Origin of the sequence: Miniphocaeibacter massiliensis (assembly GCF_900232905.1) — a bacterium.
GTDB lineage: Bacteria > Bacillota > Clostridia > Tissierellales > Peptoniphilaceae > Miniphocaeibacter > Miniphocaeibacter massiliensis.
The window spans coordinates 273471-298105 of sequence record NZ_OCTQ01000001.1 but is presented as its reverse complement, the minus strand read 5'-3'; the positions used below and the strand labels follow the sequence as shown (position 1 = coordinate 298105).

Annotated in this window: 26 protein-coding genes; all 26 read right to left on the bottom strand. The window is 27.7% G+C overall.

Annotation, left to right across the window (positions count from 1 at the left end):
- Positions 1 to 152: 152 nt before the first annotated feature.
- Entirely contained in the window at positions 153 to 1340 is a 1188-nt protein-coding gene (locus tag CS899_RS01535; protein WP_099203203.1) for a pyridoxal phosphate-dependent aminotransferase, read from the bottom strand.
- An 11-nt stretch (positions 1341 to 1351) separates the two neighbouring features.
- Complete coding sequence (locus CS899_RS01530; protein ID WP_164995813.1) at positions 1352 to 2182, bottom strand: PHP domain-containing protein; 831 nt, start codon at positions 2180 to 2182, stop codon at positions 1352 to 1354.
- A 94-nt stretch (positions 2183 to 2276) separates the two neighbouring features.
- A complete protein-coding gene (gene rny / locus CS899_RS01525; RefSeq protein WP_099203201.1) occupies positions 2277 to 3860 on the bottom strand; it encodes a ribonuclease Y in 1584 nt (527 codons plus the stop codon).
- 90 nt (positions 3861 to 3950) lie between these two features.
- Entirely contained in the window at positions 3951 to 4607 is a 657-nt protein-coding gene (locus tag CS899_RS01520) for a P-loop NTPase family protein (RefSeq protein WP_099203200.1), read from the bottom strand.
- Positions 4608 to 4844 (bottom strand): hypothetical protein, encoded by a 237-nt coding sequence (locus CS899_RS01515; RefSeq protein WP_099203199.1) that lies wholly within the window; start codon positions 4842 to 4844, stop codon positions 4608 to 4610.
- 1 nt (position 4845) lies between these two features.
- Positions 4846 to 6288 (bottom strand): AAA family ATPase, encoded by a 1443-nt coding sequence (locus tag CS899_RS01510; protein ID WP_099203198.1) that lies wholly within the window; start codon positions 6286 to 6288, stop codon positions 4846 to 4848.
- A complete protein-coding gene (locus CS899_RS01505; RefSeq protein WP_099203197.1) occupies positions 6285 to 7253 on the bottom strand; it encodes a metallophosphoesterase family protein in 969 nt (322 codons plus the stop codon). The genes CS899_RS01510 and CS899_RS01505 overlap by 4 nt, the downstream gene beginning before the upstream one ends.
- A 45-nt stretch (positions 7254 to 7298) precedes the next feature.
- Positions 7299 to 8351 (bottom strand): recombinase RecA, encoded by a 1053-nt coding sequence (recA, locus tag CS899_RS01500; RefSeq protein ID WP_207204716.1) that lies wholly within the window; start codon positions 8349 to 8351, stop codon positions 7299 to 7301.
- 9 nt (positions 8352 to 8360) lie between these two features.
- Positions 8361 to 8903 carry a CDP-diacylglycerol--glycerol-3-phosphate 3-phosphatidyltransferase gene (gene pgsA / locus CS899_RS01495; RefSeq protein WP_099203196.1) on the bottom strand — a complete coding sequence of 181 codons (543 nt, stop codon included), beginning with the start codon at positions 8901 to 8903 and terminating at the stop codon, positions 8361 to 8363.
- Positions 8904 to 11147, bottom strand: coding sequence for an FtsK/SpoIIIE family DNA translocase (locus tag CS899_RS01490; protein WP_099203195.1), 2244 nt, complete (start codon positions 11145 to 11147; stop codon positions 8904 to 8906).
- Positions 11148 to 11188: 41 nt separating this feature from the next.
- Positions 11189 to 11620 carry a dUTP diphosphatase gene (gene dut, locus CS899_RS01485; protein WP_099203194.1) on the bottom strand — a complete coding sequence of 144 codons (432 nt, stop codon included), beginning with the start codon at positions 11618 to 11620 and terminating at the stop codon, positions 11189 to 11191.
- Between the two features lie 48 nt (positions 11621 to 11668).
- On the bottom strand, positions 11669 to 13801 hold the full coding sequence (locus CS899_RS01480) for a polyribonucleotide nucleotidyltransferase (RefSeq protein WP_099203193.1): 2133 nt from the start codon (positions 13799 to 13801) through the stop codon (positions 11669 to 11671).
- An 88-nt stretch (positions 13802 to 13889) separates the two neighbouring features.
- A complete protein-coding gene (gene rpsO / locus CS899_RS01475; RefSeq protein ID WP_099203192.1) occupies positions 13890 to 14156 on the bottom strand; it encodes a 30S ribosomal protein S15 in 267 nt (88 codons plus the stop codon).
- Positions 14157 to 14254: 98 nt separating this feature from the next.
- Positions 14255 to 15193, bottom strand: a complete 939-nt coding sequence (locus tag CS899_RS01470; RefSeq protein ID WP_099203191.1) for a bifunctional riboflavin kinase/FAD synthetase — start codon at positions 15191 to 15193, stop codon at positions 14255 to 14257.
- A complete protein-coding gene (gene truB / locus CS899_RS01465) occupies positions 15180 to 16091 on the bottom strand; it encodes a tRNA pseudouridine(55) synthase TruB (RefSeq protein ID WP_099203190.1) in 912 nt (303 codons plus the stop codon). The genes CS899_RS01470 and truB overlap by 14 nt, the downstream gene beginning before the upstream one ends.
- On the bottom strand, positions 16078 to 17040 hold the full coding sequence (locus CS899_RS01460; RefSeq protein WP_099203189.1) for a DHH family phosphoesterase: 963 nt from the start codon (positions 17038 to 17040) through the stop codon (positions 16078 to 16080). Before CS899_RS01460 ends, truB begins: the two co-directional genes overlap by 14 nt.
- 2 nt (positions 17041 to 17042) lie before the next feature.
- On the bottom strand, positions 17043 to 17399 hold the full coding sequence (rbfA, locus tag CS899_RS01455) for a 30S ribosome-binding factor RbfA (protein ID WP_099203188.1): 357 nt from the start codon (positions 17397 to 17399) through the stop codon (positions 17043 to 17045).
- Positions 17400 to 17407: 8 nt separating this feature from the next.
- Positions 17408 to 19702, bottom strand: coding sequence for a translation initiation factor IF-2 (infB, locus tag CS899_RS01450; protein WP_099203187.1), 2295 nt, complete (start codon positions 19700 to 19702; stop codon positions 17408 to 17410).
- Positions 19703 to 19721: 19 nt separating this feature from the next.
- Complete coding sequence (gene rnpM / locus CS899_RS01445; RefSeq protein ID WP_099203186.1) at positions 19722 to 19991, bottom strand: RNase P modulator RnpM; 270 nt, start codon at positions 19989 to 19991, stop codon at positions 19722 to 19724.
- 10 nt (positions 19992 to 20001) lie between these two features.
- Positions 20002 to 21114 (bottom strand): transcription termination factor NusA, encoded by a 1113-nt coding sequence (nusA, locus tag CS899_RS01440; RefSeq protein WP_099203185.1) that lies wholly within the window; start codon positions 21112 to 21114, stop codon positions 20002 to 20004.
- Positions 21115 to 21123: 9 nt separating this feature from the next.
- Complete coding sequence (locus tag CS899_RS01435; protein ID WP_099203184.1) at positions 21124 to 21588, bottom strand: ribosome maturation factor RimP; 465 nt, start codon at positions 21586 to 21588, stop codon at positions 21124 to 21126.
- Positions 21589 to 21693: 105 nt separating this feature from the next.
- Positions 21694 to 22095 carry a hypothetical protein gene (locus CS899_RS01430; RefSeq protein WP_099203183.1) on the bottom strand — a complete coding sequence of 134 codons (402 nt, stop codon included), beginning with the start codon at positions 22093 to 22095 and terminating at the stop codon, positions 21694 to 21696.
- A gap of 8 nt (positions 22096 to 22103) precedes the next feature.
- Complete coding sequence (gene floA, locus CS899_RS01425; RefSeq protein ID WP_099203182.1) at positions 22104 to 23093, bottom strand: flotillin-like protein FloA; 990 nt, start codon at positions 23091 to 23093, stop codon at positions 22104 to 22106.
- On the bottom strand, positions 23093 to 23929 hold the full coding sequence (locus CS899_RS01420) for an NfeD family protein (RefSeq protein ID WP_099203181.1): 837 nt from the start codon (positions 23927 to 23929) through the stop codon (positions 23093 to 23095). The genes floA and CS899_RS01420 overlap by 1 nt, the downstream gene beginning before the upstream one ends.
- Before the next feature lie 85 nt (positions 23930 to 24014).
- Positions 24015 to 24197 carry a 30S ribosomal protein S21 gene (gene rpsU / locus CS899_RS01415; protein ID WP_099203180.1) on the bottom strand — a complete coding sequence of 61 codons (183 nt, stop codon included), beginning with the start codon at positions 24195 to 24197 and terminating at the stop codon, positions 24015 to 24017.
- 95 nt (positions 24198 to 24292) lie between these two features.
- Positions 24293 to 24634 (bottom strand): histidine triad nucleotide-binding protein, encoded by a 342-nt coding sequence (locus tag CS899_RS01410; protein ID WP_099203179.1) that lies wholly within the window; start codon positions 24632 to 24634, stop codon positions 24293 to 24295.
- Position 24635 lies beyond the last annotated feature (1 nt).

The following is a 24635-nucleotide window of genomic DNA, read 5'->3' as shown; positions in this document are numbered from 1 at the left end:
TTGTCACCTCAAATCTATTTTCAAATAGTCGCAAAATAATAGTTTTGTGACTATTTGCTTCTATTATAAAATATCTATTTGTATTTGTAAAGAACTGCTTATAATAAAGCACTGCATTAAAGATATTTTAATGTAGTGCTTTATGCTTTTTATTATTTTACATCTTCTGTTAATTTAATTAATCTTTTTATACCTTCATTAATAATATCTTCATTAGTTGCATAAGATATTCTTACATACTTATCATTACCAAATGCAATACCTGGTAAAAGAGCTACTTCATAATCATCTAATAGAATACTTGCAACTTCGGAAGCATTACTTATAATACTATTATTATAAGTTTTTCCTATTATATACGATACATCTATAAATCCATAAAAAGCTCCTTGAGGTTTAACCATTGTTAAATTAGAATTACTTATTAAATTATAAACTATTTCAGAACGTTTTTTAAATTCTTTAACCATATCATCTATCTGGTTTTCTTCATCTTTTAAAGCTATGTAGCCTGCATATTGAGCTACAGAATTAGCACAAGATGTTGCATGACTTTGTATTTTTCCCATTAAAGTAGTTATATTATCATTGGCTGCACAATATCCAAGTCTCCAACCAGTCATTGCATAACTTTTAGAAAATCCACCAATTGTTATAGTTTGCTCTTTTATTTTCTCGTTTAAAGATGCAATACTTGTATGTTTACTATAATAATTTAATCTTTCATATATTTCATCTGAAATAACAAAGATTTTATTTTTAATAGCCCATGAAGCTAAAGCTTCCAAGTCAGATTTGCTATAAACAGCACCTGTAGGATTAGAAGGATTTGTTAAGATAAGAACTTTACTTTTACTTGTTAAATATTTATCTAAATCACTAGGTGTAACTTTAAAATCATTATCATAATTAGTTTCAACAATAACTGGTTTTCCAGAAGCTATTTTAGTCATTTCAGGATAGCTAACCCAATAAGGTGAAGGTATTAAGACTTCATCTCCTGGATTACATATGGCCATTAAAGTATTTAATAATGATTGTTTAGCTCCTGTTGATACAATTATGTTTGCAGGATTATATTCTAAATTATTAAATTCTTTTAATTTTCTACATATTTCAGTTCTAAGTTCCAAAGTACCATTAGATGCAGTATATCTGGTTTTTCCAGTATTTATTGCATTTATTCCTGCTTTTCTAATGTATTCTGGTGTGTCAAAATCGGGTTCTCCCGCTGTTAAATCAACAATTGGGACTCCATTTGCTATTAAATTTTTTGCTTTTGTAGAAAAAGCTAATGTCATAGATGATGATAATGATTCTATGTTTTTACTATATTCCATACATACTCCCCCTATATTCCATTTATTCTAAATTCATGTAAATTTTTAATGTTATTTATATTTTTTTTGTTTTGTGTATATCTGCCAATATATTTGTATTTTGATATTAATTTTCCGTGGCAATCACTTCCTGAGGTTTTAATAAGTTTAAATTGATTTGCTAAATCATAATACTTAATTATGTCACTTAATGCATGTTTAGAATTAATAATTTCTAATCCATCAATACCAAAATATATAATTTCTTTTACTATTTCATCGTTATTAATTGTTGAAGGATGAGCTAAAATACTTACTCCTCCTGTATCTTTTATAGTTCTAATTATTTCATAAGGTTTTGCAAAATTCTTACTTACATATGCTAATCCAGAATAATCTAAATATTTAGAAAAAGCTTCTTTTATAGATTTGCAATATCCCTTATTAACTAATAAATTAGCAAAGTGGCTTCTACTAATAATATCTTTTTTCGAGTAGTTTTTCAACTCATCTATATTTACTTTTATACCTAAGCTATTTAACTTATTAATAATTTTATTTGTTCTATTTATTCTATCTTCTTTAGCAAGTTTAATTAAATTTAATATATTAGAATTTTTGATGTCTATAAAATATCCTAGAATATGTATTTCCTTTCCTTTATATGTTATTCCAAACTCTATTCCAGAAATAAAATCTAAATTATATTTTCTAGATAAACTTTCGGATAAATTTACTCCTTCTATATTATCATGATCTGTAATAGAGAAGCCTTCTATACCTATCATATTAATAGCATTGACTATATCATTAATATTAACTATCCCATCAGAATATGTTGAATGCAAATGTAAATCATACAATTTAATCACCTTAATTTTAAATTTATTACATAATCACTAATTATAGTATATAAAACAGAAAAAACTATTACAATATATGTAATAGTTTAATTTTCTATTTTGCATAATCTGTTACACGACTTTCTCTTATAACATTAACTTTTATTTGACCAGGATACTCTAATTCTTCTTCAATTCTAGTTGAAATATTTCTTGCTAATATTACCATTTTATCTTCTGATATTGATTCAGGTTTTACCATTATTCGTAATTCTCTACCTGCTTGTATAGCAAAAGATTTTTCAACTCCATCAAATGAATTAGAAATTTCTTCTAAGTTTTGTAGTCTTTGAATATAATTTTCAATTGATTCTCGTCTTGCACCAGGTCTTGCTGCTGAAATTGCATCTGCGGCTTGAACTAATACAGCTTCTATAGAAGTTGGCTCAACATCTCCATGGTGTGACTCAATACAATTAATAACTTCTGGTTTTTCTTTAAATCTTTTAGCAGCTTGAACTCCTAATTCAACATGAGGACCTTCTATTTCATGATCTAAAGCTTTGCCTAAATCATGTAATAACCCTCCTCTTTTAGCGAGTTTTACATCTGCACCTAATTCTGCTGCCATCATGCCAGCAATATTTGAAACTTCTATAGAATGTTTTAATACATTTTGACCATAACTAGTTCTATAATGTAACTTTCCTAAAAGTTTCACCACTTCAGGGTGTAATCCGTGAACATTTGTATCATCACAGGCATTTTCACCATTTTCTTTTATGGTATGATCAACTTCTTTCGTAGCTTTATCAACCATATCCTCAATTCTTGTAGGATGTATACGTCCATCTACAATTAGTTTTTCTAAAGCAATTCTTGCAATTTCACGTCTAACTGGATTGAACGCAGAAAGTACTACAGCTTCTGGAGTATCATCGATAATTAAGTCTACACCTGTTAATGTTTCAAACGCTCTAATATTTCTACCTTCTCTACCAATTATTCTACCTTTCATTTCATCATTAGGTAGTGTAACAACGGATACTGTCGATTCAGCAACATAATCTGCTGCATATCTTTGTATAGAAGTTGAAATAATTTCACGAGCAAATTTGTCAGCTTCTTCCTTAGTTTTAGCTTCCAATTCCTTTATAATCATTGCTTGTTCGTGGGTTACTTGTTCTCTAAGTTCATTTAAAAGTATTTGTTTAGCTTCGTCTCGAGTTAAGTTTGCAACCCTTTCCAATTCATCAGTTTGTTTGTCAATAAGCTCCTGAATTTCTTTTTCTCTTGACTCTAATTTTTTTAATTCAGATTCTAATTTTAAACTTTTCTTTTCTAGATTATCACTTTTCTTGTCAAGATTTTCCTCTTTTTGAAGAATTCTCTTTTCTGACTTCTGAATTTCTAATCTACTTTCACGATTTTCATTTTCTTGATCGGTTCTTAATTTAAAAATTTCGTCTTTTGCTTCAACTAACATAGCTTTTTTAGTAGATTCAGCTTCTCTACTTGCATCTTCAATAATTTTAGCTGCATGTGATTCCGCACTACCAATTGTTTTTTCAGATATGTTTTTTCTTATTAAAAATCCGACTAACAAGCCGATTATAAGGGAAATTATGCCAACACCAGCAATAATTAATACGTTATTAATAATAACGCACCCCCTCAATATTAAATTTTCAAAATTCATAAAAATATAACAAAATATTAAAATTTTGTTATATTTACATATTAAGTATAAACTTAACAGAAAAAAATGTCAAGAAAATTGCTTTAGTCACTAAAAGTTTATTGTTTCAATTTCTGAAATTAAATCTTTTTTTATAATGCGATAGCATTTATCTCCAATTGAAGAAATATGTTCATTATGTGATATCAAAATTATTTGTTTGTCAAATTCTTCTGATATTTTTTTTATAAAATTAGCAACATTAAATATATAATCTTCACTTACATGTTTTGCTGGTTCATCCAGTATTAAGGGACCCTCGATTTCAGGTTTATATTTCAATAAAAAAGCTAATCTTAAAGCTAATGAAATAATATCAATTACTCCCCCACCTCTGCTATCTTGGATTTTATATTGATATACTTGATCTTCTTTTTTTTCTACAACAAAGAATTCAGCACTATTTTTTCCTCTAAGTTGACTTAATTCTATTTTGAATTCTAAATTATTATTAAAAACTAAATTTAAACAACTTGATACTATAGATTCTATTTGTTTACTGGCTTGCTCTCTTGAAAAGTCAGCAGTTTGTTTTAATAAGCTATCGACCAATATTAAATTTTCATTTTCATTAATTAATTTTTCAATACTATCATCTATTCTCTGAATATTATTATTTATTTCTTCTTTTTGACCTAATGCTAATTGATAATTGTTTTTTCTATTTTCATAAAGTTTTGAAATTTCATCATAATCTAAATCTATCATTTAAATATCCTTAGGTAATAATTTACTTGCCTCAAATAATAATCCATCTATTTCATTTTCTAAATTTTTTATTTCTATTTCTAAATTTTCAGGCTCTACACCTAATAATTTAACCTCTTCTAAAAGTTCTTCTTTTTGCTTATTTAGTCCTTCCAAAGTTGATTCAGCTCTAGCTCTTTTAATTTTTGCATCATCTAATTGAGTTTTTAGCTCATTTATTTTTTTACTGTAATCCATTTTAAATCTCGTACTCCTCAATTATTTTATTAAGATGTTCTTGATCCAATTCACTATAACAATATGGACAAATAGATAATTCTTTTAATAAATCTATATAGTTTTTCAAAAGTAAAGAAAAATCAATGGATAATTTACTCTCATCTTCTTGTACAGATTTTAATTTATTATTTATTTGACTATATAATTTAAAATATTTGTATAGTTGAATTAATTTTTCAAGTAACATTAATATATCATTATAATTTATTTCTACTAATTTAATATTATTGAACCTATTTATATAAATAGTTCCTTTATTTATTCTTTCATTTACTATATTCAACTTATAGAAAATATCATTTAATTTAGTATATTTATTTGATAACCTGATTATCTTATTATAAAAATCATCTAATTTTACGGATGTATCTTTTTCAATAAAGTTAGAAAGTTTTAATGTATTATTATTTATATAACTATATTTTGAATACAACGTATCTAAGGAAACATATTTTAAATTAAGATTTTCGATATTAATAATTTTTTCAAACAAGTCATTAATATTCTTTGTACTTTCTAATACCTTATTATATTTTAAGATATTTAATTTTAAATATTCATATTTCAGAAAAATTTCTTGGGAAATATTATACTTATCAAGTTTATAATTTATTTGTTTAAATATAAGATTTAATTGTTCGTTATTTCTGTATTTAAAAATAATTAAATTTGTTTTATCTATATCATTGTTAATAGTACATATTTTATTATTTAATAGTTTCATCTTATCTAACAATATTTTTTTACTATTAATTTTATCTAAAATAACTTCAATATATTCTAATTCTTTTTTTTCTTTTTCTAAAAAATCAAATTTTTCAAGTTTTTCCTCTTGAATTTTCTTTTCTTTTTCTAAAGATTTTTTTTGAGTTTCTATCTCTCGCATATCTTTAGACAATTTATTTAAAGCTATATCTATAGTTTCTACACCTGCAATCTTGCCAATGGCCAAGGCCTTTATAGAAGGTGTTTCCGTTAATAGAAAAGGACTTTCTAGCTGATCAGAAATACTTAGTGATATTAAATTGTCACCATCTAATTTTACTTTATCAATTCCAGTAAATTCTTTAATTTCTTGAGGTACTTTTTTACCAAAACCTTCAAATCTTTCAGTATTTCCGCCTGGTAGAGTTATTTCATAATAATTTTTCGCTTTAATTCTTCCTCTTTTAATAATTAAGTTATTGTTAAAATAAAGAGTTACATAAGTATCATTTGAACCTTTTCTCATAAATTCGTTACCCGAAGGTTCATTGAATAGAGCCCATTTCATACCTCGAATAATAGCCGTTTTACCACTATCAGATGAACCTATTATTACATTAACTTTATCGTCAAAATAAATATCTGTATATTTATGAGACTGGAAATTTTTTAATTCTATTCTCTTTAAAAGTTTCAATTTACATTACCTTCTACTTCCTCTAATCTTTTTAGTGCTTCTTCTAGTATAGAAGTTGGAAAGTTATTTTTATTTGAGATTTCTTTTAAAATTTCATAAACATTATAATTTTCTAATACTGCATTTTGTCTAACTAGTAATTTAAATTCTTCTAAAGCTTCTGAACCAATTTTTTCAATATTGCTATTAATATCTAATACTTCTTCTCCTGGCTTTGCAGTTTTCAATTTTATTTCTTCAATTAAAATATTTTTTTTTGATAAATCTAAAATAATAACTTCAGGAATTCTTGCTCTTTCAGGTTTACTACTATTTGTTCTCAATAAACTTCCTGGATTAATAAAGTATTTATTATTTACTTTTTTTACACCAAATCCAGTATGGTAATGACCCGATAAAATTATATCTGCATCTACATCTGAAACTTCATCAATTAATGTATGACTAATAGTATCTAAAAATGGCTTATCTAGCAAGAAACTATGTATCATAAAAATATGATAGTCAACATCGTTTAATTTTTCAGGGAAGTAATAATTTTTATATTCTGAATCGATATCATAAACATAAGGGCATCCAGATATTTGTATCTTTAAATTATTTCTTTCTAATATAATAGGCTTATCTTTTTCAATAATATTTACTATTCCAAGTGTATCTAATAAACCTAGCATAGACCTTTCTATGGTAATTGGATTATGACCAAAAATATCATGATTACCACTAATCATATATATAGGAACATTAAAAGATTTTAATATATTTGCAAATTCCCCAACTATTTTCACTGGAACATCAGGTCTATCAAAAAAATCTCCACCATGTAATACAAAATCTATATTATTACTTTCAATTATATCTTTAACTTCTAAAAATTTATTTTTAGTAGTTTCAAGATAGTTATCTAAACGAGATACAGGATTTGTTGCTCTAATATGTGTGTCTGTAAAAAATAAAAATTTCATTACTCACCTACAATAAAACCTCCTTATAATCAAAGGAGGTTTAAATTATTCTTCTAAATTTACGTCTTCTGAAATTACTTCTTCATTATTTTCAGTAATTCCATAATGTTTGTATATTTTTTCTGATATTTCATTTAAAATATCGGTATTATTTTCTAAATAATCTTTAGCTTTTTCTCTTCCTTGACCAAGTCTTTCACCTTCATAAGAGTACCATGCACCAGCTTTATTGACTATATCAGCATCAGCAGCTAAATCTAGTAATGTACCTGTTTTTGAAATACCTAGTCCATACATTATATCAAACTCAACTTGCTTAAATGGAGGTGCTACCTTATTTTTTACAACTTTTACCCTAGTTCTATTTCCAATGATACTGTCACCGTCTTTTATAGCTTCGGCTCTTCTTACTTCAATTCTCACACTGGAGTAGAATTTCAAAGCTCTACCACCTGTAGTAGTTTCAGGATTACCAAACATTACACCGATTTTTTCTCTTAATTGATTAATAAATATTACTGTTGTATTAGCTTTTGAAATTACTGCTGTTAGTTTTCTTAAAGCTTGAGACATTAATCTTGCTTGAAGTCCCATATGGCTATCTCCCATATCACCTTCAATTTCAGCTCTAGGAACTAAAGCTGCGACAGAATCTACAACTACAACATCTAATGCACTACTTCTAACTAATGATTCACAAATAGCTAATGCTTGCTCACCAGTATCTGGCTGAGAAATTATTAAATCATCTGTATTTACACCTAATTTTTCAGCATATTGTGCATCTAAAGCATGTTCTGCATCTATAAAAGCTGCTAATCCACCAGCTTTTTGAGCTTCAGCAACTACATGTAAAGCTAAGGTTGTTTTCCCTGAAGACTCTGGTCCATAGATTTCAACTACTCTTCCTCTAGGAAGTCCTCCTATTCCCAAAGCAACATCTAAATTAATTGCTCCTGTAGGAATAGAATCTATATTTTGTCTTGGAGCATCTCCTAAGCGCATTACAGCACCTTTTCCAAATTGCTTCTCTATATTTTTAAAAGTATCTTGCAAAGCTTGATTTTTATTTTTATCGTCTGTAAAATTTATAGCCATATATTCTCCTTATATATTTTCTAAGTCTAAAACTTGAATATTTTTAATAATATAATCTATACCCGAAATTAGAGTAAGAACTACTGAAATGTAATAAATTATATTTGTTATTGTCATTGGAACAAAGCTTAATATTGATCCACTAAATAATATTAGAATAATAGCTATAAATTGAGATACTGTTTTGAATTTACCCCAATAACTTGCTGCTATTGTTATTCCATTTGAGGCTGCTAATATTCTAAAACCTGTTATTGCAAATTCTCTAGCTATTACAATGCAAACAGTCCAAGCTGAAACATACTTTAACTCTATAAGCATTATTAATGCTGCTGCAACTAGCATTTTATCAGCCAAAGGATCTAAGAATTTTCCAAAAGTAGTAACTAAATTTCTACTTCTAGCAAGATGTCCGTCAATAAAGTCTGTCAATGAAGCTATTACAAAAACAGCTCCTGGTATTACACTTTTAATTCCTAAAAATATCATTAATACAATAAATACTGGTATTAAGACCAATCTAAATATTGTAAATTTATTAGCTATATTCATTTACTCACCCATGTCCTTTAAATAGTCTTTTCCTACTAAAATTTTTCTTGGTTTACTTCCTTCATAACCACTTACTATACCTTGTTCTTCCATTTCATCAATAAGTCTACCAGCTCTAGCATATCCTATTTTCATTTTTCGTTGCAAAAGTGATATTGATGCAGAATTTTCTTCAAGTATAATTTTTACAGCATCATTGAATAGTTCGTCTGTACTTTCAAAACTTTCAGAAGCTTCTTGTTTTTTATCTATATCTTTTATTATTTCTTCATTGTAGTCAGTAATATTTTGATTTTTCAAGTAATCTACTACATTTTCTACTTCTTTATCTGATACAAAAGCTCCCTGGACTCTTATAGGTTTAGAAATATTTGATGGAAAGAACAACATATCACCCATACCAAGTAATTTCTCTGCACCAGACATATCTAATATAGTTCTTGAATCTATTTGAGATGATACAGCAAAAGAAATTCTAGAAGGAATATTTGCTTTAATAGTTCCAGTAATTACATCTACAGAAGGTCTTTGAGTTGCTACAATTAAATGTATTCCACAAGCTCGTGCCATTTGAGCAAGTCTAGCAATTGAATCCTCTACTTCACCAGCAGCAACCATCATTAAATCAGATAATTCATCTATAATTATTACAATATACGGTAATTTTTCAAGACTGTTATCTATATTTTTTCCGTTGTAAGATTTAATATCTCTTACGTAATTCTCTGAAAATATTTTATATCTTCTTTCCATTTCTGTAACTGCCCAGTTTAAAGCAAAATTAGCTTTTTTAGCATTTGTAACAACCGGTATAGCTAAGTGAGGTATTTTATTATATATGCTTAATTCAACTACTTTTGGGTCAATTAATATCATCTTTACATCTTCGGGACTAGCTTTATAAATAATGCTCATGATTATAGTATTAATACATACAGATTTACCACTACCTGTTGCACCTGCTATAAGAAGATGTGGCATTTTATCTATTGAAGTTACTATTGATTTTCCAGAAATACTTTTTCCTAAAGCGATAGGAAGTAACGAATTTATGTTATTAAATTCATCAGAAGTTATTATTTCTTTTAGTGAAACAGCATCTTTATTAATATTTGGGACTTCGATACCAACAACAGATTTACCAGGAATTGGAGCTTGAATTCTTATTTCAGAAGAAGCAAGTCCCATAGCCAAATCATCTGCTAAATTTACTATCTTACTTACTTTTACACCAGGAGCTGGCTCTAATTCATAACAGGTTACAGTAGGACCTCTATCTATTTGTGTAACTTCTGCTTCTATTCCAAAGCTAGATAAAGTTGTTTCTATTTTTCTTGCTTTTTCTAACACTTCATCCTTATTATTACTGCTTCCTTTAATAGAATCTTTTAAAAGTTCTAGTGGAGGGAATTTATAAGGTATCTCTTTTTTTTCGATTTTTATAGAAAAATCTTCTACAGATAATTGTTCATCATTTTCAAGATTGTCTTCTTTGTCTATATTGTTATCAGCACTAAAATTATCATTATTTTCTTTGTAGTCATTAAATACGATATTATCTATTCTAATATCATCATTACTTTCTTTTTTATTATTTTCTTTTTTTAAAATAGAGTTATTTGTATTTTTTTTTTGATTTTGTTTAATAGATTTTTTTTGTTTCATTTTATTAATATTTCTTGCTATAAAAGCAAAAAAACTTTTAGAAATATCTTTAATGTCTTGATATAATTCACTAATGGATATATCAAAAATATAAACTCCTGAGAAAAATAGCAATACTATAAAAAATAAATATATACCTATTTTACCAATAGAATTTAAGAGAATATATGCTAAAAAAGCACCAATATTACCTGCACCTTTAAATTCATTAGCTAGGTAGTTTGAAATGTTAATTCTAGCTGTTAGGTCCTTTCCTATATTTGTATTTAAATCTAATATAATTAACGAAAATATAAACAAGCAGTATATTAATATATATATTTTTTTTATCTTAGGTGTTATTTTATCAAATATATACAAAATACTATTTGAAATAATTATTAGTGGAAATATATAAGAACCTAATCCTGCAATTCTAAAATAAAATTCTTTAATAAAATCACCAATAAATCCAGTATTATTCGCAATTAAAAAAACATATGTTATTGCAAAGATTATAGAAAATATTAAAGCAACTTTTTTTGCTGTAGATTGTGTTATACTTTTGTTTTTTTTCTTTTTCTTATTTGATTTAGCCATGAAAATCTCCTCATTTAATCTATTAAATTATAACACATATATTAATATCCTGTATGGCCAAATCCACCTGTATTTCTATCTGTTTCATCTAAATTATCAACTTCCTCAAACTCTATAATTTCATATTTCGCTAGTATCATTTGAGCTATCTTATCGCCAGTTTTAATAGTGTACTCCTTATTTGATAAATTAATAGCTAATACACCTATCTCTCCTCTATAATCACTATCTATTGTTCCAACAGCATTAACTAAAGTAATACCATGCTTTATTGACATACCACTTCTTGCCCTTACTTGAATTTCATAGCCAATAGGTATTGATATATACAAACCAGTTGGAATCATTTTTCTTTCCAATGGTTTTAAAGTAATATCTTTATCCAAAAATGCCTTTATATCCATCCCAGATGAACCTATAGTTGCGTATTCTGGCATAGGATTATTACTTTTATTAATAATTTTAACTTTCATATATCCTCCACTAAAAAATTAAACATAGTTTCCTATGTTTAATTTTAACTAATTATCTTCAGTTTTTTCTTTTTTTTCTGTATCATTTTCTTTTTTTACTTCAGGTTTTGGTAATAATGCTTTTCTAGAAAGGTTAATTCTTCCTTGTCTATCAATTTCAGTAACTTTTACTAGAACTTCATCACCTGTTTTTAAAACATCTTCAACTTTTTCAACTCTCTCATGTGATATTTTGGAAATATGAAGTAAACCTTCTTTACCATTTAAAATATCAACAAATGCACCAAAATTCATAATTCTAGTTACTTTACCTAAGTAGCTAGCTCCTACTTCTACTTCAGCAATTATATCTTCTATCATTTTAATTGCTCGTTTCCCATCCTCGGTAGTTTCAGCAGTTATTGTAATATTACCGTCATCTTCTGTATCTATACTTACACCAGTTTCTTCAATTATTTTATTAATAACTTTTCCACCAGCACCTATTACTTCTCTTATTTTGTCTGGATGTATTTTAATGCTCATAAGTCTTGGAGCATATTTAGAAATTTCTTTTTCAGGTTCAGAAATTAAACTATTCATTTTATCTAATATACTAAGCCTTGCAATTCTAGCTTTCTCTAAAGCTTCCTCTAAAACTTCTCTACTTATACCATCCACTTTTATATCCATTTGTAAAGCAGTAATACCATCTCTAGTACCTGCTACTTTAAAGTCCATATCTCCAAAATGGTCCTCTAAACCTTGGATATCTGTTAATATAGCAACTTTTCCACCATCGCTAATAAGCCCCATAGCAATTCCAGCTACAGAATCCTTTAAAGGAACTCCTGCATCTAAAAGAGCCAACGTTGATCCACAAATAGAAGCTTGAGAACTTGAACCATTCGAGCTTAATACTTCAGATACAACTCTAATAGTATAAGGAAATTCTTCAATTGAAGGCAATACTGGAATCAAAGCTCTCTCTGCTAAAGCTCCATGCCCTATTTCCCTTCTACCAGGACCTCTCATTGGTCTAGTATCTCCTACACTATATGGAGGAAAGTTGTATTGATGCATATATCTTTTATCATCTTGCTCTAAAAGTCCATCTAATATTTGAACATCTCTAGGTGATCCTAGCGTAGCTACTGATAATACTTGAGTTTGACCTCTTGTAAACAACCCTGAACCATGAGCTCTTGGAAGTAATCTTCTATCACAAGAAATAGGTCTTATTTCATCTAATTGTCTATTATCAGGTCTTATAGAATCTTCTATTATAAGTCTTCTTACTTCTTCAATTTCAATATTTTCAATTATTGCTTTAATATCTTTCTGTTGTCCCTCATACTTTTCAGAGAAATTTTCAAGAGTGCTATTAATTATTTCATCTACATCATTTTGTCTAGACATTTTATCCACATTTCTAACAGCAGCAAGTAATTTGTCTTTTGCATATTCAGTAATATCATTAACAAGGTTCTCATCTACAGATGGAGCTTCAAAGACTTTTTTCTCTTTTCCACAATCTTTTTGAATATCTTCTATAAATTCACAAATTCCTTGTATCGCTTCATGTGCTTTTAAAATAGCGTCTAATACTTGTGTTTCTGTTATTTTATTACAACCTGCTTCAACCATCATTATTGCCTCTTTAGTTCCAGCAACAGTTAATTCTAAATCAGATTTTTCTCTTTCTGCCTGAATTGGATTAATTATTATTTCTCCATCAACCATTCCAACAGAAACTGATCCAGTAGGTCCATTAAAAGGAATATCTGAAATAGTTAAAGCAATAGATGAACCTATCATAGCTAAAATATCAGGTGTATAATCATCTTCTACAGATAGTGCTGTGGCTATTACTTGTACATCGTTTCTATAACCTTCAGGGAATAATGGTCTTAACGGTCTATCTATTAATCTAGATACTAGTATAGCTTTTTCACTAGCTCTTCCTTCTCTTTTAATAAAACCACCAGGGATTTTCCCAACAGAATAAAGTTTTTCTTCAAAATCACAACTTAAAGGAAAAAAATCTATCCCTTGCCTAGGTTCTTTAGAAGCTGTTGCAGTTACAAGTACTATAGTTTCTCCACATTGAACTAGACACGCTCCATTAGCTTGTTCAGCAACTTTTCCAATAGTTACAATTATTTCTTTTCCAAGCAAATTATATTTATATTCTTTTATCATAACGCCTCCTTATAGGCTATTTGTATTTACATTTAAAAATAAGAGCGGCAAAAACCGCTCTTATAGGTTGATATGCCTAACCTGAGAATTAACCTCTTATTCCTAGTCTTTTTATTAATTCACGGTATCTGTCGATATCCTTATCTTTTAGGTATCCAAGAAGACCTCTTCTATTACCTATCATTTTAAATAAACCTCTTCTTGAATGATGATCTTTTTTGTGAGTTTTTAAATGCTCAGTTAAATAGTTTATTCTATAAGTTAATAAAGCTATTTGTACTTCTGGAGATCCAGTATCTCCTTCTGCTGTTTTGTACTCATCAATTATTCTTTTTTTGTCTTCTGCTGTATACATTTTTTCCTCCTAATACTATATTCACCACAACTATTGAATCCGTTGAGGAATCGAAATTCAACGTTACAGTACCTACCGGATTATAATAACACAAATCGTTAAAAATGTAAATTATTATTATAATCCTTTACAAATTCCACATCTTTGTTCATTTGCAAAATCAAACTTTCTTTAGAGTCAAACTTTTCATTATTACGTATAAAGTCAATGAATTCAATTTTTATTGTATCTCCATAAAGATATCCTGCAAAATCAAAAAGATAAGTTTCAATTTTTTGTTCAAACTCATTAAATGTTATGTTTTGACCTATAAAGCTAAGAGAATCATATTGCTTATTGTTATCTTTAGATATTATTGTAGTCTTTGTATAGTAAACTCCTTCTTTTGGTAGTATATAATTAAAATCATTGTATATATTAGCGGTAGGATATCCTAATTCTCTTCCTCTTTTTTCACCATGAACAACAATACCTTTTATAAAATAGTTTCTACTAAGAAGCTTATTTGCCTCTTTAATGTTTCCATTTCTAATCTCTTCTCTAATTACAGTACTTTTAACATATACTGAATTATCTGTAACATCATCAATTACTTTAACAAAGATATCTTCTTTTTCAGCTATGTCTTTTAGTGTTAAAATATTTCCTTTTGCTCCTTTTCCAAACTTATAGTCGCTACCTACTACTACTCCCTTACAGTTAAATTCATTTTTTAATAAAAAAATAAACTCTTCCGGAGTAAAATTAGAAATTTTTTTGAAGTCTAATAAAAATACATAATCTATATTCATATCAGAAATTATATCTATTTTATCTTGTATATCTGTTAGTTTAGGTAATCTTAACTCAGGATGAAGTGAGTCAAGAGTATGACTATTAAATAGTAATATACCAGAATAAAAATTATTTTTTTTAGCCAATTCTCTAACATTATCAATTAAAAATCTATGCCCTTTATGGATACCATCAAAATTTCCTAAAGCAAGTATTGTATTTTTATCAATTTTAAAATTTTCATTTACATCAATTATTTTCATTTGAATTCCAAAACATATTTGTAATTTTTAGAAACTTTATATCATCTAAAAGTACAAATTCTCCTATACCTATAAATTCATCTTTACAATATACTAAAACAGTTTCGTTAGAAATATCATCATTAATTTTTATTTTAACACCATTAATTACTTTTTTAAAATATTTTTCTGGTAATATATACTTGTTAATTTTTTGTAAACTTTTATCTATTGGTTTTATAAAATCATATATTTTTTTATCTATTAAATCTTTTATTTGTTGAATTGTTAGCGAATCATTTATATCTAATCCACCAGAATTTACTCTTATAAGACTTGACATTGTACCAATAGTTCCACTTTTTTCACATATATCTTTTATTAAAGTTCTAATATAAGTTCCTTTTGAACATGTAACTTTAATTATAACTTTGTTATTTAGAATTTTTAAAATTTTTAGCTTGTAAATATTAGCCTTTCTAGGTTTTCTTTCAATAATTTCACCTTTTCTAGCTAGTTCATATAATTTTTTTCCATTAACTTTAACAGCCGAATACATAGGTGGAACTTGATTTATAGTTTTGCCATTAAATTTAGTTATACTTTTTTTAAAACTTTCAATATTTACTTCTATATCTGATGTTTTTATAATATTTCCCCAAATATCTTCAGTATCTGTCTCAATTCCAAAAGTAATTTCTGCAATATAAGTTTTACCATATTCCATTAAATATTGACTTATTTTAGTGGCCTTCCCTATACAAATTGGTAATACACCAGATACATTTGGATCCAATGTTCCTGCATGTCCTATTTTTTTCGTTTTTAAAACTTTTCTAAGTATTGCCACTACATCATGTGAAGTATATCCAGGCTCTTTAAAAACATTTATTACTCCATTAAAATCATTCCCACTCAATGTCTTTAAACCTTTCTATAATTTTATTTTTAACAAACTTTAGTGAACCTTCTACAGCACAACCTGCTGCAAATTTATGCCCACCACCACCAAATGTTTCAGCTATTTTATTAACATCTATATAACTTTTACTTCTGAAGCTTATCTTAAATAAATTATCTTCTTTTTGTTTTATCATACATGAAACTTCAACTTCACTAGAATCTCTATAGTAGTTTATAGCTTCATCAACATCAGAAGTTTCAAGATTATATTTATTTAAAACATCTGTAGTTACGCTAGAAATTACTAATTTATTATTATAATAAAACTCAGCTTCATTATTAATTTTATTTACAAGTTTTAATGCATTTAAATCAGATGATTGAAAAAGCTTTTTCATTAAAAAGTCTTTTTTTGCTCCTAACTTTAGAAGTTTAGAAGTAGTTATAAAAGTATTGTAATCTGCTCTTTCATATAAAAACCTACCAGTATCTGTTAATATCCCCATTAATAGCAAAGTAGCAATTTTATCATTTATATTAGCATCTATATCAAATAGTATATTACTAATTAATTCACATGTAGATGAAATATTAGAATCAACTATATTTAAAGTTCCATAATATTCTTCACTTAAATGATGATCTATTTTTATAATTTCTTTTGCGTTATCAAAAATATTGTCAATTTCACCTAATCGTTTTTTATCTCCACAATCTAATGCAATTAAAACATCCACTTCTATATTAGTATCATTAGTAAATAAAATATCTTCTACTACAAACTGAAGAGATTTAGGTATTTTATCTAATTCTATTGCAAAAACTTTTTTGCCTAAATTTTTTAAATAATAAAAAATAGATAATAATGCTCCTAAATTATCTCCATCAGGACTTAAATGAGAGATAATTGCAAAACTATTATTTTTTGCAATTATCTCTTTAAATTTAAAACTATTTGCATTCATATTTACTTACCAGAATTATTTAGTTCATTTATTATATTTTCTATATGCATCCCTCGTTCTGTAGACTCATCGAGTTTGAAAATAAGTTCTGGTGTATGTCTTAATTTTACATTATTACTTATTTCTTTCTTTAAAAATCCCTTGGCATGTTCAAATCCTTTTAAAGTATTATTTTTTTTCTTATCATCACCAATAACGCTGATATAAACATATGCAAAGCTTAAGTCATTAGTAACTTTAACTTCAGTAATTCCAGTGTTAATAGGATCAATGTTTGGGTCTTTTATATCAGTATATAAACAATTTGAAATTATTTTATTTATCTCTGATGCAATTCGACTTACTCTTTTTTGATTCATTATACCACCTATCTTTTAATTTCTTGCATAATATAAGCTTCCATAATGTCATTTTCTTTAATATCATTGAAATTCACTAGTCCAAGTCCACCTTCATATCCGGTAGCTAGTTCTTTTGTATCATCTTTGAATCTTCTTAGTGAAGCTATTTCTCCTTCAAATACAACAACGTCATTTCTAATAACTCTTATTGTTGAATTTCTAGTAATTTTACCATTTTGAACATATATCCCAGCTACAGATCCTATATTTGGAACTTTAAATATCGCTCTAACTTCAGCTCTACCTATTACTTCTTCTTTGTACTTAGGTGCTAACATACCTGTAATAGCTTTTTCTAAATCTTCTATTGCTTCATAAATAACTCTATAAGTTCTAATATCAACATCTTCATGATTAGCTAAGTCTATTGCACTTTGGGATGGTCTAACATTAAATCCTATAATTACTGCATTAGAAGCAGTAGCCAAGTTAACATCTGACTCAGTAATACCACCTACAGCACCATGTATTATGTTTACCTTAACTTCTTCATTACTTAGTTTAATAAAAGATTGTTGAACAGCATCTATAGTTCCTTTTACATCTGTTTTTACTATAATATTTAAGTCTTTAATAGAACCATCAGATATTTTGTTAAATAAATCATCCAATTTTATATTAGAGCTTGATTTAACCATATCTTCTTTAATCAAATTCAAAGCTTTATCTGAATATGAACGAGCTGTTTTTTCATCTTCTACAGCATATATAAGTTCTCCTGCTTCAGGAACATCCGACAATCCTAATATTAATACAGGTATTGAAGGACCTGCCTTTTTTATTTTTTTACCCTTGTCGTCAAACATTGCTCTTATTCTTCCGTGTGCAAGTCCTGAAACAACGATATCTCCCATTCTTAGAGTTCCTTTTTGAACTAAAACTGTAGCTGTTGGTCCTCTACCTTTATCAAGTTGTGCTTCAATAATAGTACCTACTGCTTTTCTGTTAGGATTAGCTTTTAACTCTTCCATTTCAGAAACGGTTACTATCATTTCTAATAAATCATCTATTCCTTCTCCTGTTCGAGCAGATACTGGAACAACTATTGCATCTCCACCCCAATCATCCGGCATTAAACCATTATCAGCTAATTCTTGTTTTATTCTTTCAAGATTAGCGCCTTCTTTGTCTATTTTATTTACAGCTACTATAATAGGAACTTCTGCTGCTTTAGCGTGATTTATAGCTTCTATAGTTTGAGGCATAACTCCATCATCTGCTGCAACTACTAATATTGCTAAATCTGTTACTTGAGCTCCACGAGATCTCATCGCTGTAAATGCCTCATGTCCAGGAGTATCTAAGAAAACTACTTTATTGTCATTAACTCTTACAGTATAAGCTCCTATATGTTGGGTTATTCCACCAGCTTCGCCTTGAGTTACATGTGCTTTTCGAATTCTATCCAAAAGAGATGTTTTACCATGGTCAACATGACCCATAACTGTAACTACTGGAGGTCTAGATTTTAAATCTCCTTCTTTGTCTTCAAAATCTAAATCTTCAAAAATTTCTTCTGGATCAACTTCTTCTTCAACTTTTAATATAATTTCTTTATCAAATTCTAGACCTAAAATTTCAGCATTTTCAAAATTTAGTTCTTGATTTTGATTAGCCATAATACCCATTTGTATTAATTTTGTTATAACTTGATTAACTGATACGTCAATTGCTTCAGCAAAATCTTTTATAATTATAGTTTCTGGAATTTCTATTGCACCAGTTTCTGTTATATTTACAATTTCATTTATATGTGAAGTTTCAACATTTTTATTTTTATGTTTTTTCTTATTTTTAAATTTTGGTGTAGACTTCTGTAAATTTTTAAAATGTTGATCATTTATTTTTTTATTAGGATTCTGTTGACTCTGTTTTTTCTTATTATCTATATTTTTCTTTTTTATATTTTTATTATCTTTTGTATCATTATTTTTTTTATTCTGAATATGTTGTTTTTTTTCTTCTAAGTTATTATTTTTCTTATTATTTGTATTTGGTTTTACTTGTTTTTTCTTATTATCTATATTATTATCCTTCTTTTTGGTTATTTCTTTATTCTTATTGCTCAAAGCTGATTTTTTATTTTGAGTTTTACTATCATTGTTTTTCGAAAATACTTTTATTATTTTATCTAAATTATCACCTTCTAAAGTTGACATGTGACTTTTTACATCTATATTAAGTTTTTTTAACTCATCTATAACCTGTTTAGTTGAAACATTTAACTCTTTTGCTACTTCATATACTCTTGATTTTTTCATATTAGCACTCCTTTCATGCCTACTTTGAATTCGTTACATAATCTGCAATCTCCTTATAAACTTCTTCATTTATTTCAGCATTTAATGCATGATTAATTCTATTACTCTTTTTAGCTAACTCTAAGCAAGATATATCTTTACAGATATATGCTCCTCTCCCGTTTTTCTTACCGGTAGGGTCAACTATTATGCCTTCTTCTTTATTATTTACTATTCTTAATAAGTCTTTTTTAGGTTTATTCTCTCCACATGCAACACATTTACGCATAGGTATTTTTTTTACTTTCATTTATTCTCACCTAATTTAAATCTATTAAACTATTAATATATTCTTCTTCTTCAGGAAATTCTGCTACAATATCCCCAGATTTTATGCCCTCTAAATATTGTTCTGTTCCTTTTATATCAATTTTCCAATTTGTTAACTTAGCAGCAAGTCTTGCATTTTGTCCTTCTTTTCCTATAGCTAAAGAGAGTTGGCTACTTTCTACTATTATTCTTGCAACTTTTTCTTTTTCATTTACAAATACTTTAACTACTTCAGCAGGACTCAAACTATTAGCCAAGAAAATTTTCACATCTTTATTCCAAATTATTATATCAAGTTTTTCACCATTCAATTCATCTACTATAGATTTTACTCTAGTTCCCTTAAATCCTACACACGCTCCAACTGGATCTATATTTTCATCTTTTGTAAATACTGCTAGTTTAGTTCTAGAACCAGCTTCTCTAGAAATAGAAAATATTTCTACAATTCCATCGTTAATTTCGGGAACTTCTAATTCAAGAAGTCTTCTTACAAGTCCTATATCTGTCCTAGATAAAATAACTTGCGCTCCTTTAGTAGTGTTTTTAACTTCTTTTATATAAAACTTAAATCTATCATTAATTCTATAAGTTTCATTTATTATTTGTTCACTCGGAGGAACAATCCCTTCAATTTTTCCAAGATCAACATATATCATTCCATGATCTATTCTTTGAACAATACCTGTTATCAGTTCTTTTTCTCTACTTATAAATTCATTATAAATTATTTCTCTCTCAGCATCTTTTATTTTTTGAATAACAATATTTCTAGCTGTTTGTGCTGCTATTCTTCCAAAATTTTTAGGAGTTACCTCAATTGTTACTTCATCTCCTATATTAAGATTAGAATTTATATTTTCAGCTTCTTCTACAGATATTTCTGTGATTTTGTCTTCAATATTCTCTACAACTTTTTTTATGGCAAAAATTTTAGCTTCACCATTATTTCTATTTATACTAACTGTTACATTGGCATTATCATCAAAGTTCTTTTCATAACTTTTTACTAAAGCCTTCTCTAATGCATCGATTATTACATCACTTGATACTCCTTTGGTTTTTTCTATATCCATAAGAGCATTCATAAATTCTTGATTCATTTTACCCACCTATTTAAATATTGACAATCTAATAGTAGCTATTTTTTTTCTATCAACTATAATAGCCTTACTATCTATTTCTAACTCTATTTGATTTTTATCAAAACTTATTAACTTGCCTTCAATTTCTTTTTTACCATCAATTGGAGCATAAAATTTTATTTCTACAACTTCTCCTATGTTCTTCACAAAATCTCTATCGTTTCTAAACGGTCTATCAATTCCAGGAGAAGAGACTTCTAGGTAATAAGCTTCACTTATAGGATCTAATTCATCCAATTTTTCACTTATCTTTTTACTTGCTTTTTCACAATCGTCAATATCTATTGTTCCATTTTCTTTATCAATAAATATCCTTAATACATTACCTTTAGGCTCTTTTACATATTCTATATCATCTAAAAAAACATTAAAGTTTAAAACTATTGGTTCGAATTTACTCCAACAAAGTTTTAAAAGGTCATTTTTATTCATTATTCCCCCCTTTAATAAATAAATAAGAGTGGGATGCCCCACTCCTATATAAATTCATATTTACCTAATATAATTATAACAAAATAAATTAATATAATCAATAGACTAATACTTTCTGTTAAAGATTTCAGAAAATAAAAAAGCTTTCTTAGGATTTTCAATAAAATCTTCCTTGATTTCAGATAAAATTTCTACTTTTAATTCATTACTAACATTGCTATTTTGAATAATTTCAATAGGTGTTACATTTGAAAATTCCCAATATTCTTGTTTATAAGATTTAGAATTTTCGGTAGTTCTCTTTTTGTTAATAATATTTTTAGCATTGCTATTAGTAGCAATTCTTTTAGAATTTTTTTTGCTTTTTTGCACTTTTTTATTTTTTGAATCATTTATACTATGTTTTTGTTTGTAGTATTTACTAGAATTTTTTTTGGATTGTTTCTTTGAACTTTCCAAAAAAACAGCTAGAATTACAGCACCAATCACTAAAATAAATTCAAACATAGTATCACCTACTTAGTAGTATCATTTTTACCACTATTTTCAACACCTGATATAGAATCTCTCATTCCTGTATCTGCATTTATGTTTTTCATTCTATAGTAGTCCATGACACCTAAATTTCCATTTTCTAATGCTGTTGATATTGCCAAAGGAACTTTAGATTCAGCTTCAACTACCTTTGCTCTCATCTTGCGTACTTCTGCTAACATCTCTTGTTCTAATGCAACTGCCATAGCTCTTCTTTCTTCTGCTTTAGCTTGGGCTATTCTTTTATCTGCTTCCGCTTGATCAGTTTGTAATTTAGCACCAATATTTCTACCAACATCTACATCTGCTATATCAATTGATAAAATCTCAAAAGCAGTTCCAGAGTCTAGTCCTTTCGATAAAACAGTTTGAGAGATTGAGTCAGGATTTTCAAGAACCTCAGAGTGATTACGAGCAGAGCCGACGGTTGTTACAATTCCTTCACCAACTCTAGCGATTATAGTTTCTTCTCCAGCTCCTCCCACAAGTCTGTCAATATTAGCTCTTACTGTAACTTTCGCTTTAGCAATAACTTCAATACCATTCATAGCTACAGCCGAAATTTGTGGTGTTTCTATAACTTTTGGATTTACAGATACCTGTACTGCTTCCAAAACGTTTCTGCCCGCTAAATCTATAGCTGCTCCCCTGTCAAAATCTAGAGGTATTTCAGCTCTTTGAGCTGCTATTAGTGCATCTACTAGCGTATTTACATTTCCACCTGCCAAATAGTGAGCTTCTAATTCATTAGTGTTTAAAGATAAACCTGCCTTTGTAGCTTTTATTAAAGGATTAATTATCCTACTGGGAGCCACCCTTCTTAATCTCATACCTATTAAAGTAGAAATTTTAACTTTTACACCTGAGAAAAATGCAGTAATCCACAATCCTACAGGAACAAAAGTAAAAAACAAAATTAGTAAAACAGCTACTAAAATAATTCCTATTATACTACCAAATTCAAAAACCATTAATTATCACTCCTTACATATACTTTAAAACCTTCAACTTTAATTACTTTTATATTTACATCCTTATTTATAAAATCTCCTTCTGAAATTGCATCTATTTTATCACCATCTACCTTTATTATTCCTGATGGTCTCAAAGGAGTTAAAGTCTTACCTGCCTTATTTAAATATTTGCTATAATCATCAGTAGAATAAGTATCTATTTTATCATTCAGTATTACTCTTTTAAGAAATTTACTTTTATGACCTTTTTTTATAATTATAACAGATACTCCTATTCCAGATAAAGTTGCTATAATTATAGATATTAACCCTACATATAAGTCTGGCATAGATAGTGTAATACCAAAAAGCACAAATACTATTCCAGCAATTCCTGGTAATCCAAAACCTGGTACAATAGCTTCCACACCTAATAGTATAACACCAATCATAAATATAATTAAGTTCATAGATGTTGCATTTCCACTTGCTAAATTAGTTGCAAAAAACAAAGCAAATGAAATCAAAGATGTTATTCCAGCAATTCCAAATGTTGGCAAAAATAATTCTATCACAAATGCTATTATAGCTATTGTAAGAAGTATTGTGCTAATAAGTGGAGTAGCTAATTTTTGCAAAAACTCTAAATAATTATCTGTCTCATATGTACTTTCACTATTATATGATGCAACAGTCATTTCAATATTTCCAGTAGTAATATCTAAATAATCAACACCTAAAAAGCAAGTTTTATGACTTATTAAATCTGGAGTGATGGTACTAGAATCTGCAAAAGAAATATTGGATATCAACATTAAAGCTATTAATAATATATAATATATTTTCTTCTTCATGTTTAAACCTCCTCTAACAACTATATACCCTATATATAACAATTAAAAATGTCCAGTTAATTAACTGGACATCATGATTTAATATTTAGCCTTTTTTAGCCTTTTTTCTTCTAGCTGCTTCTGATTTCTTTTTTTTCTTTATACTTGGTTTTTCGTAATGTTCTCTTTTTCTGTATTCAGATAAAACACCAGATCTAGCACATTGTCTTTTAAATCTTTTTAAAGCACTATCCAATGTTTCATTTTCGCCAACTTTAATTTCTGACATAGGTTATCCCCCCCCTCTATTCTTGCAAGAGTGCTCATAATGAGCAAAGTACAATAAGTATAGTATAACTTATTAATATAGATATTGCAAGATTTTTAGCCTGGAGGCCATTGTAACTGTCTACCTGCTAATACATGAAAATGTATATGGTTTACTGTTTGTCCTCCGTCTTCGCCACAATTGTTAACTATTCTAAAACCTTTTTTATCAAAGCCAAATTCCTTTGTAAGTTTAGATATAACTTTAAATATATGGCCTATTATCGCCTCATTATCTTCATTTATTTCATTTGCTGATGATATATGATTTTTAGGGATAACTAAGAAATGAGTAGGTGCTTTAGGATCTAAGTCATTAAATGCAATTATTTTTTCATCTTCATAAATAATATTTGATTCAATTTCTCCATTTGCAATTTTGCAAAATATACAATCCATT

Bases quoted from the DNA above. Each gene is read 5' to 3' on its own strand.
- CS899_RS01435 (WP_099203184.1), bottom strand. From the start codon at position 21,588: ATGAATAAAAATGACCTTTTAAAACTTTGTTGGAGTAAATTCGAACCA.
- CS899_RS01430 (WP_099203183.1), bottom strand. From the start codon at position 22,095: ATGTTTGAATTTATTTTAGTGATTGGTGCTGTAATTCTAGCTGTTTTT.
- CS899_RS01515 (WP_099203199.1), bottom strand. From the start codon at position 4,844: ATGGATTACAGTAAAAAAATAAATGAGCTAAAAACTCAATTAGATGAT.
- dut (WP_099203194.1), bottom strand. From the start codon at position 11,620: ATGAAAGTTAAAATTATTAATAAAAGTAATAATCCTATGCCAGAATAC.
- rnpM (WP_099203186.1), bottom strand. From the start codon at position 19,991: ATGAAAGTAAAAAAAATACCTATGCGTAAATGTGTTGCATGTGGAGAG.
- CS899_RS01480 (WP_099203193.1), bottom strand. From the start codon at position 13,801: ATGATAAAAGAATATAAATATAATTTGCTTGGAAAAGAAATAATTGTA.
- CS899_RS01535 (WP_099203203.1), bottom strand. From the start codon at position 1,340: ATGGAATATAGTAAAAACATAGAATCATTATCATCATCTATGACATTA.
- floA (WP_099203182.1), bottom strand. From the start codon at position 23,093: ATGGTTTTTGAATTTGGTAGTATAATAGGAATTATTTTAGTAGCTGTT.
- CS899_RS01420 (WP_099203181.1), bottom strand. From the start codon at position 23,929: ATGAAGAAGAAAATATATTATATATTATTAATAGCTTTAATGTTGATA.
- rpsU (WP_099203180.1), bottom strand. From the start codon at position 24,197: ATGTCAGAAATTAAAGTTGGCGAAAATGAAACATTGGATAGTGCTTTA.
- CS899_RS01505 (WP_099203197.1), bottom strand. From the start codon at position 7,253: ATGAAATTTTTATTTTTTACAGACACACATATTAGAGCAACAAATCCT.
- CS899_RS01470 (WP_099203191.1), bottom strand. From the start codon at position 15,193: ATGAAAATAATTGATGTAAATGAAAATTTTAAAATTGATAAAAATACA.
- pgsA (WP_099203196.1), bottom strand. From the start codon at position 8,903: ATGAATATAGCTAATAAATTTACAATATTTAGATTGGTCTTAATACCA.
- nusA (WP_099203185.1), bottom strand. From the start codon at position 21,114: ATGAATCAAGAATTTATGAATGCTCTTATGGATATAGAAAAAACCAAA.
- CS899_RS01410 (WP_099203179.1), bottom strand. From the start codon at position 24,634: ATGGATTGTATATTTTGCAAAATTGCAAATGGAGAAATTGAATCAAAT.
- rpsO (WP_099203192.1), bottom strand. From the start codon at position 14,156: ATGTATACAGCAGAAGACAAAAAAAGAATAATTGATGAGTACAAAACA.
- rny (WP_099203201.1), bottom strand. From the start codon at position 3,860: ATGAATTTTGAAAATTTAATATTGAGGGGGTGCGTTATTATTAATAAC.
- infB (WP_099203187.1), bottom strand. From the start codon at position 19,702: ATGAAAAAATCAAGAGTATATGAAGTAGCAAAAGAGTTAAATGTTTCA.
- CS899_RS01490 (WP_099203195.1), bottom strand. From the start codon at position 11,147: ATGGCTAAATCAAATAAGAAAAAGAAAAAAAACAAAAGTATAACACAA.
- CS899_RS01460 (WP_099203189.1), bottom strand. From the start codon at position 17,040: ATGAATGCAAATAGTTTTAAATTTAAAGAGATAATTGCAAAAAATAAT.
- CS899_RS01520 (WP_099203200.1), bottom strand. From the start codon at position 4,607: ATGATAGATTTAGATTATGATGAAATTTCAAAACTTTATGAAAATAGA.
- rbfA (WP_099203188.1), bottom strand. From the start codon at position 17,399: ATGAATCAAAAAAGAGTAAGTCGAATTGCATCAGAGATAAATAAAATA.
- recA (WP_207204716.1), bottom strand. From the start codon at position 8,351: ATGGCTATAAATTTTACAGACGATAAAAATAAAAATCAAGCTTTGCAA.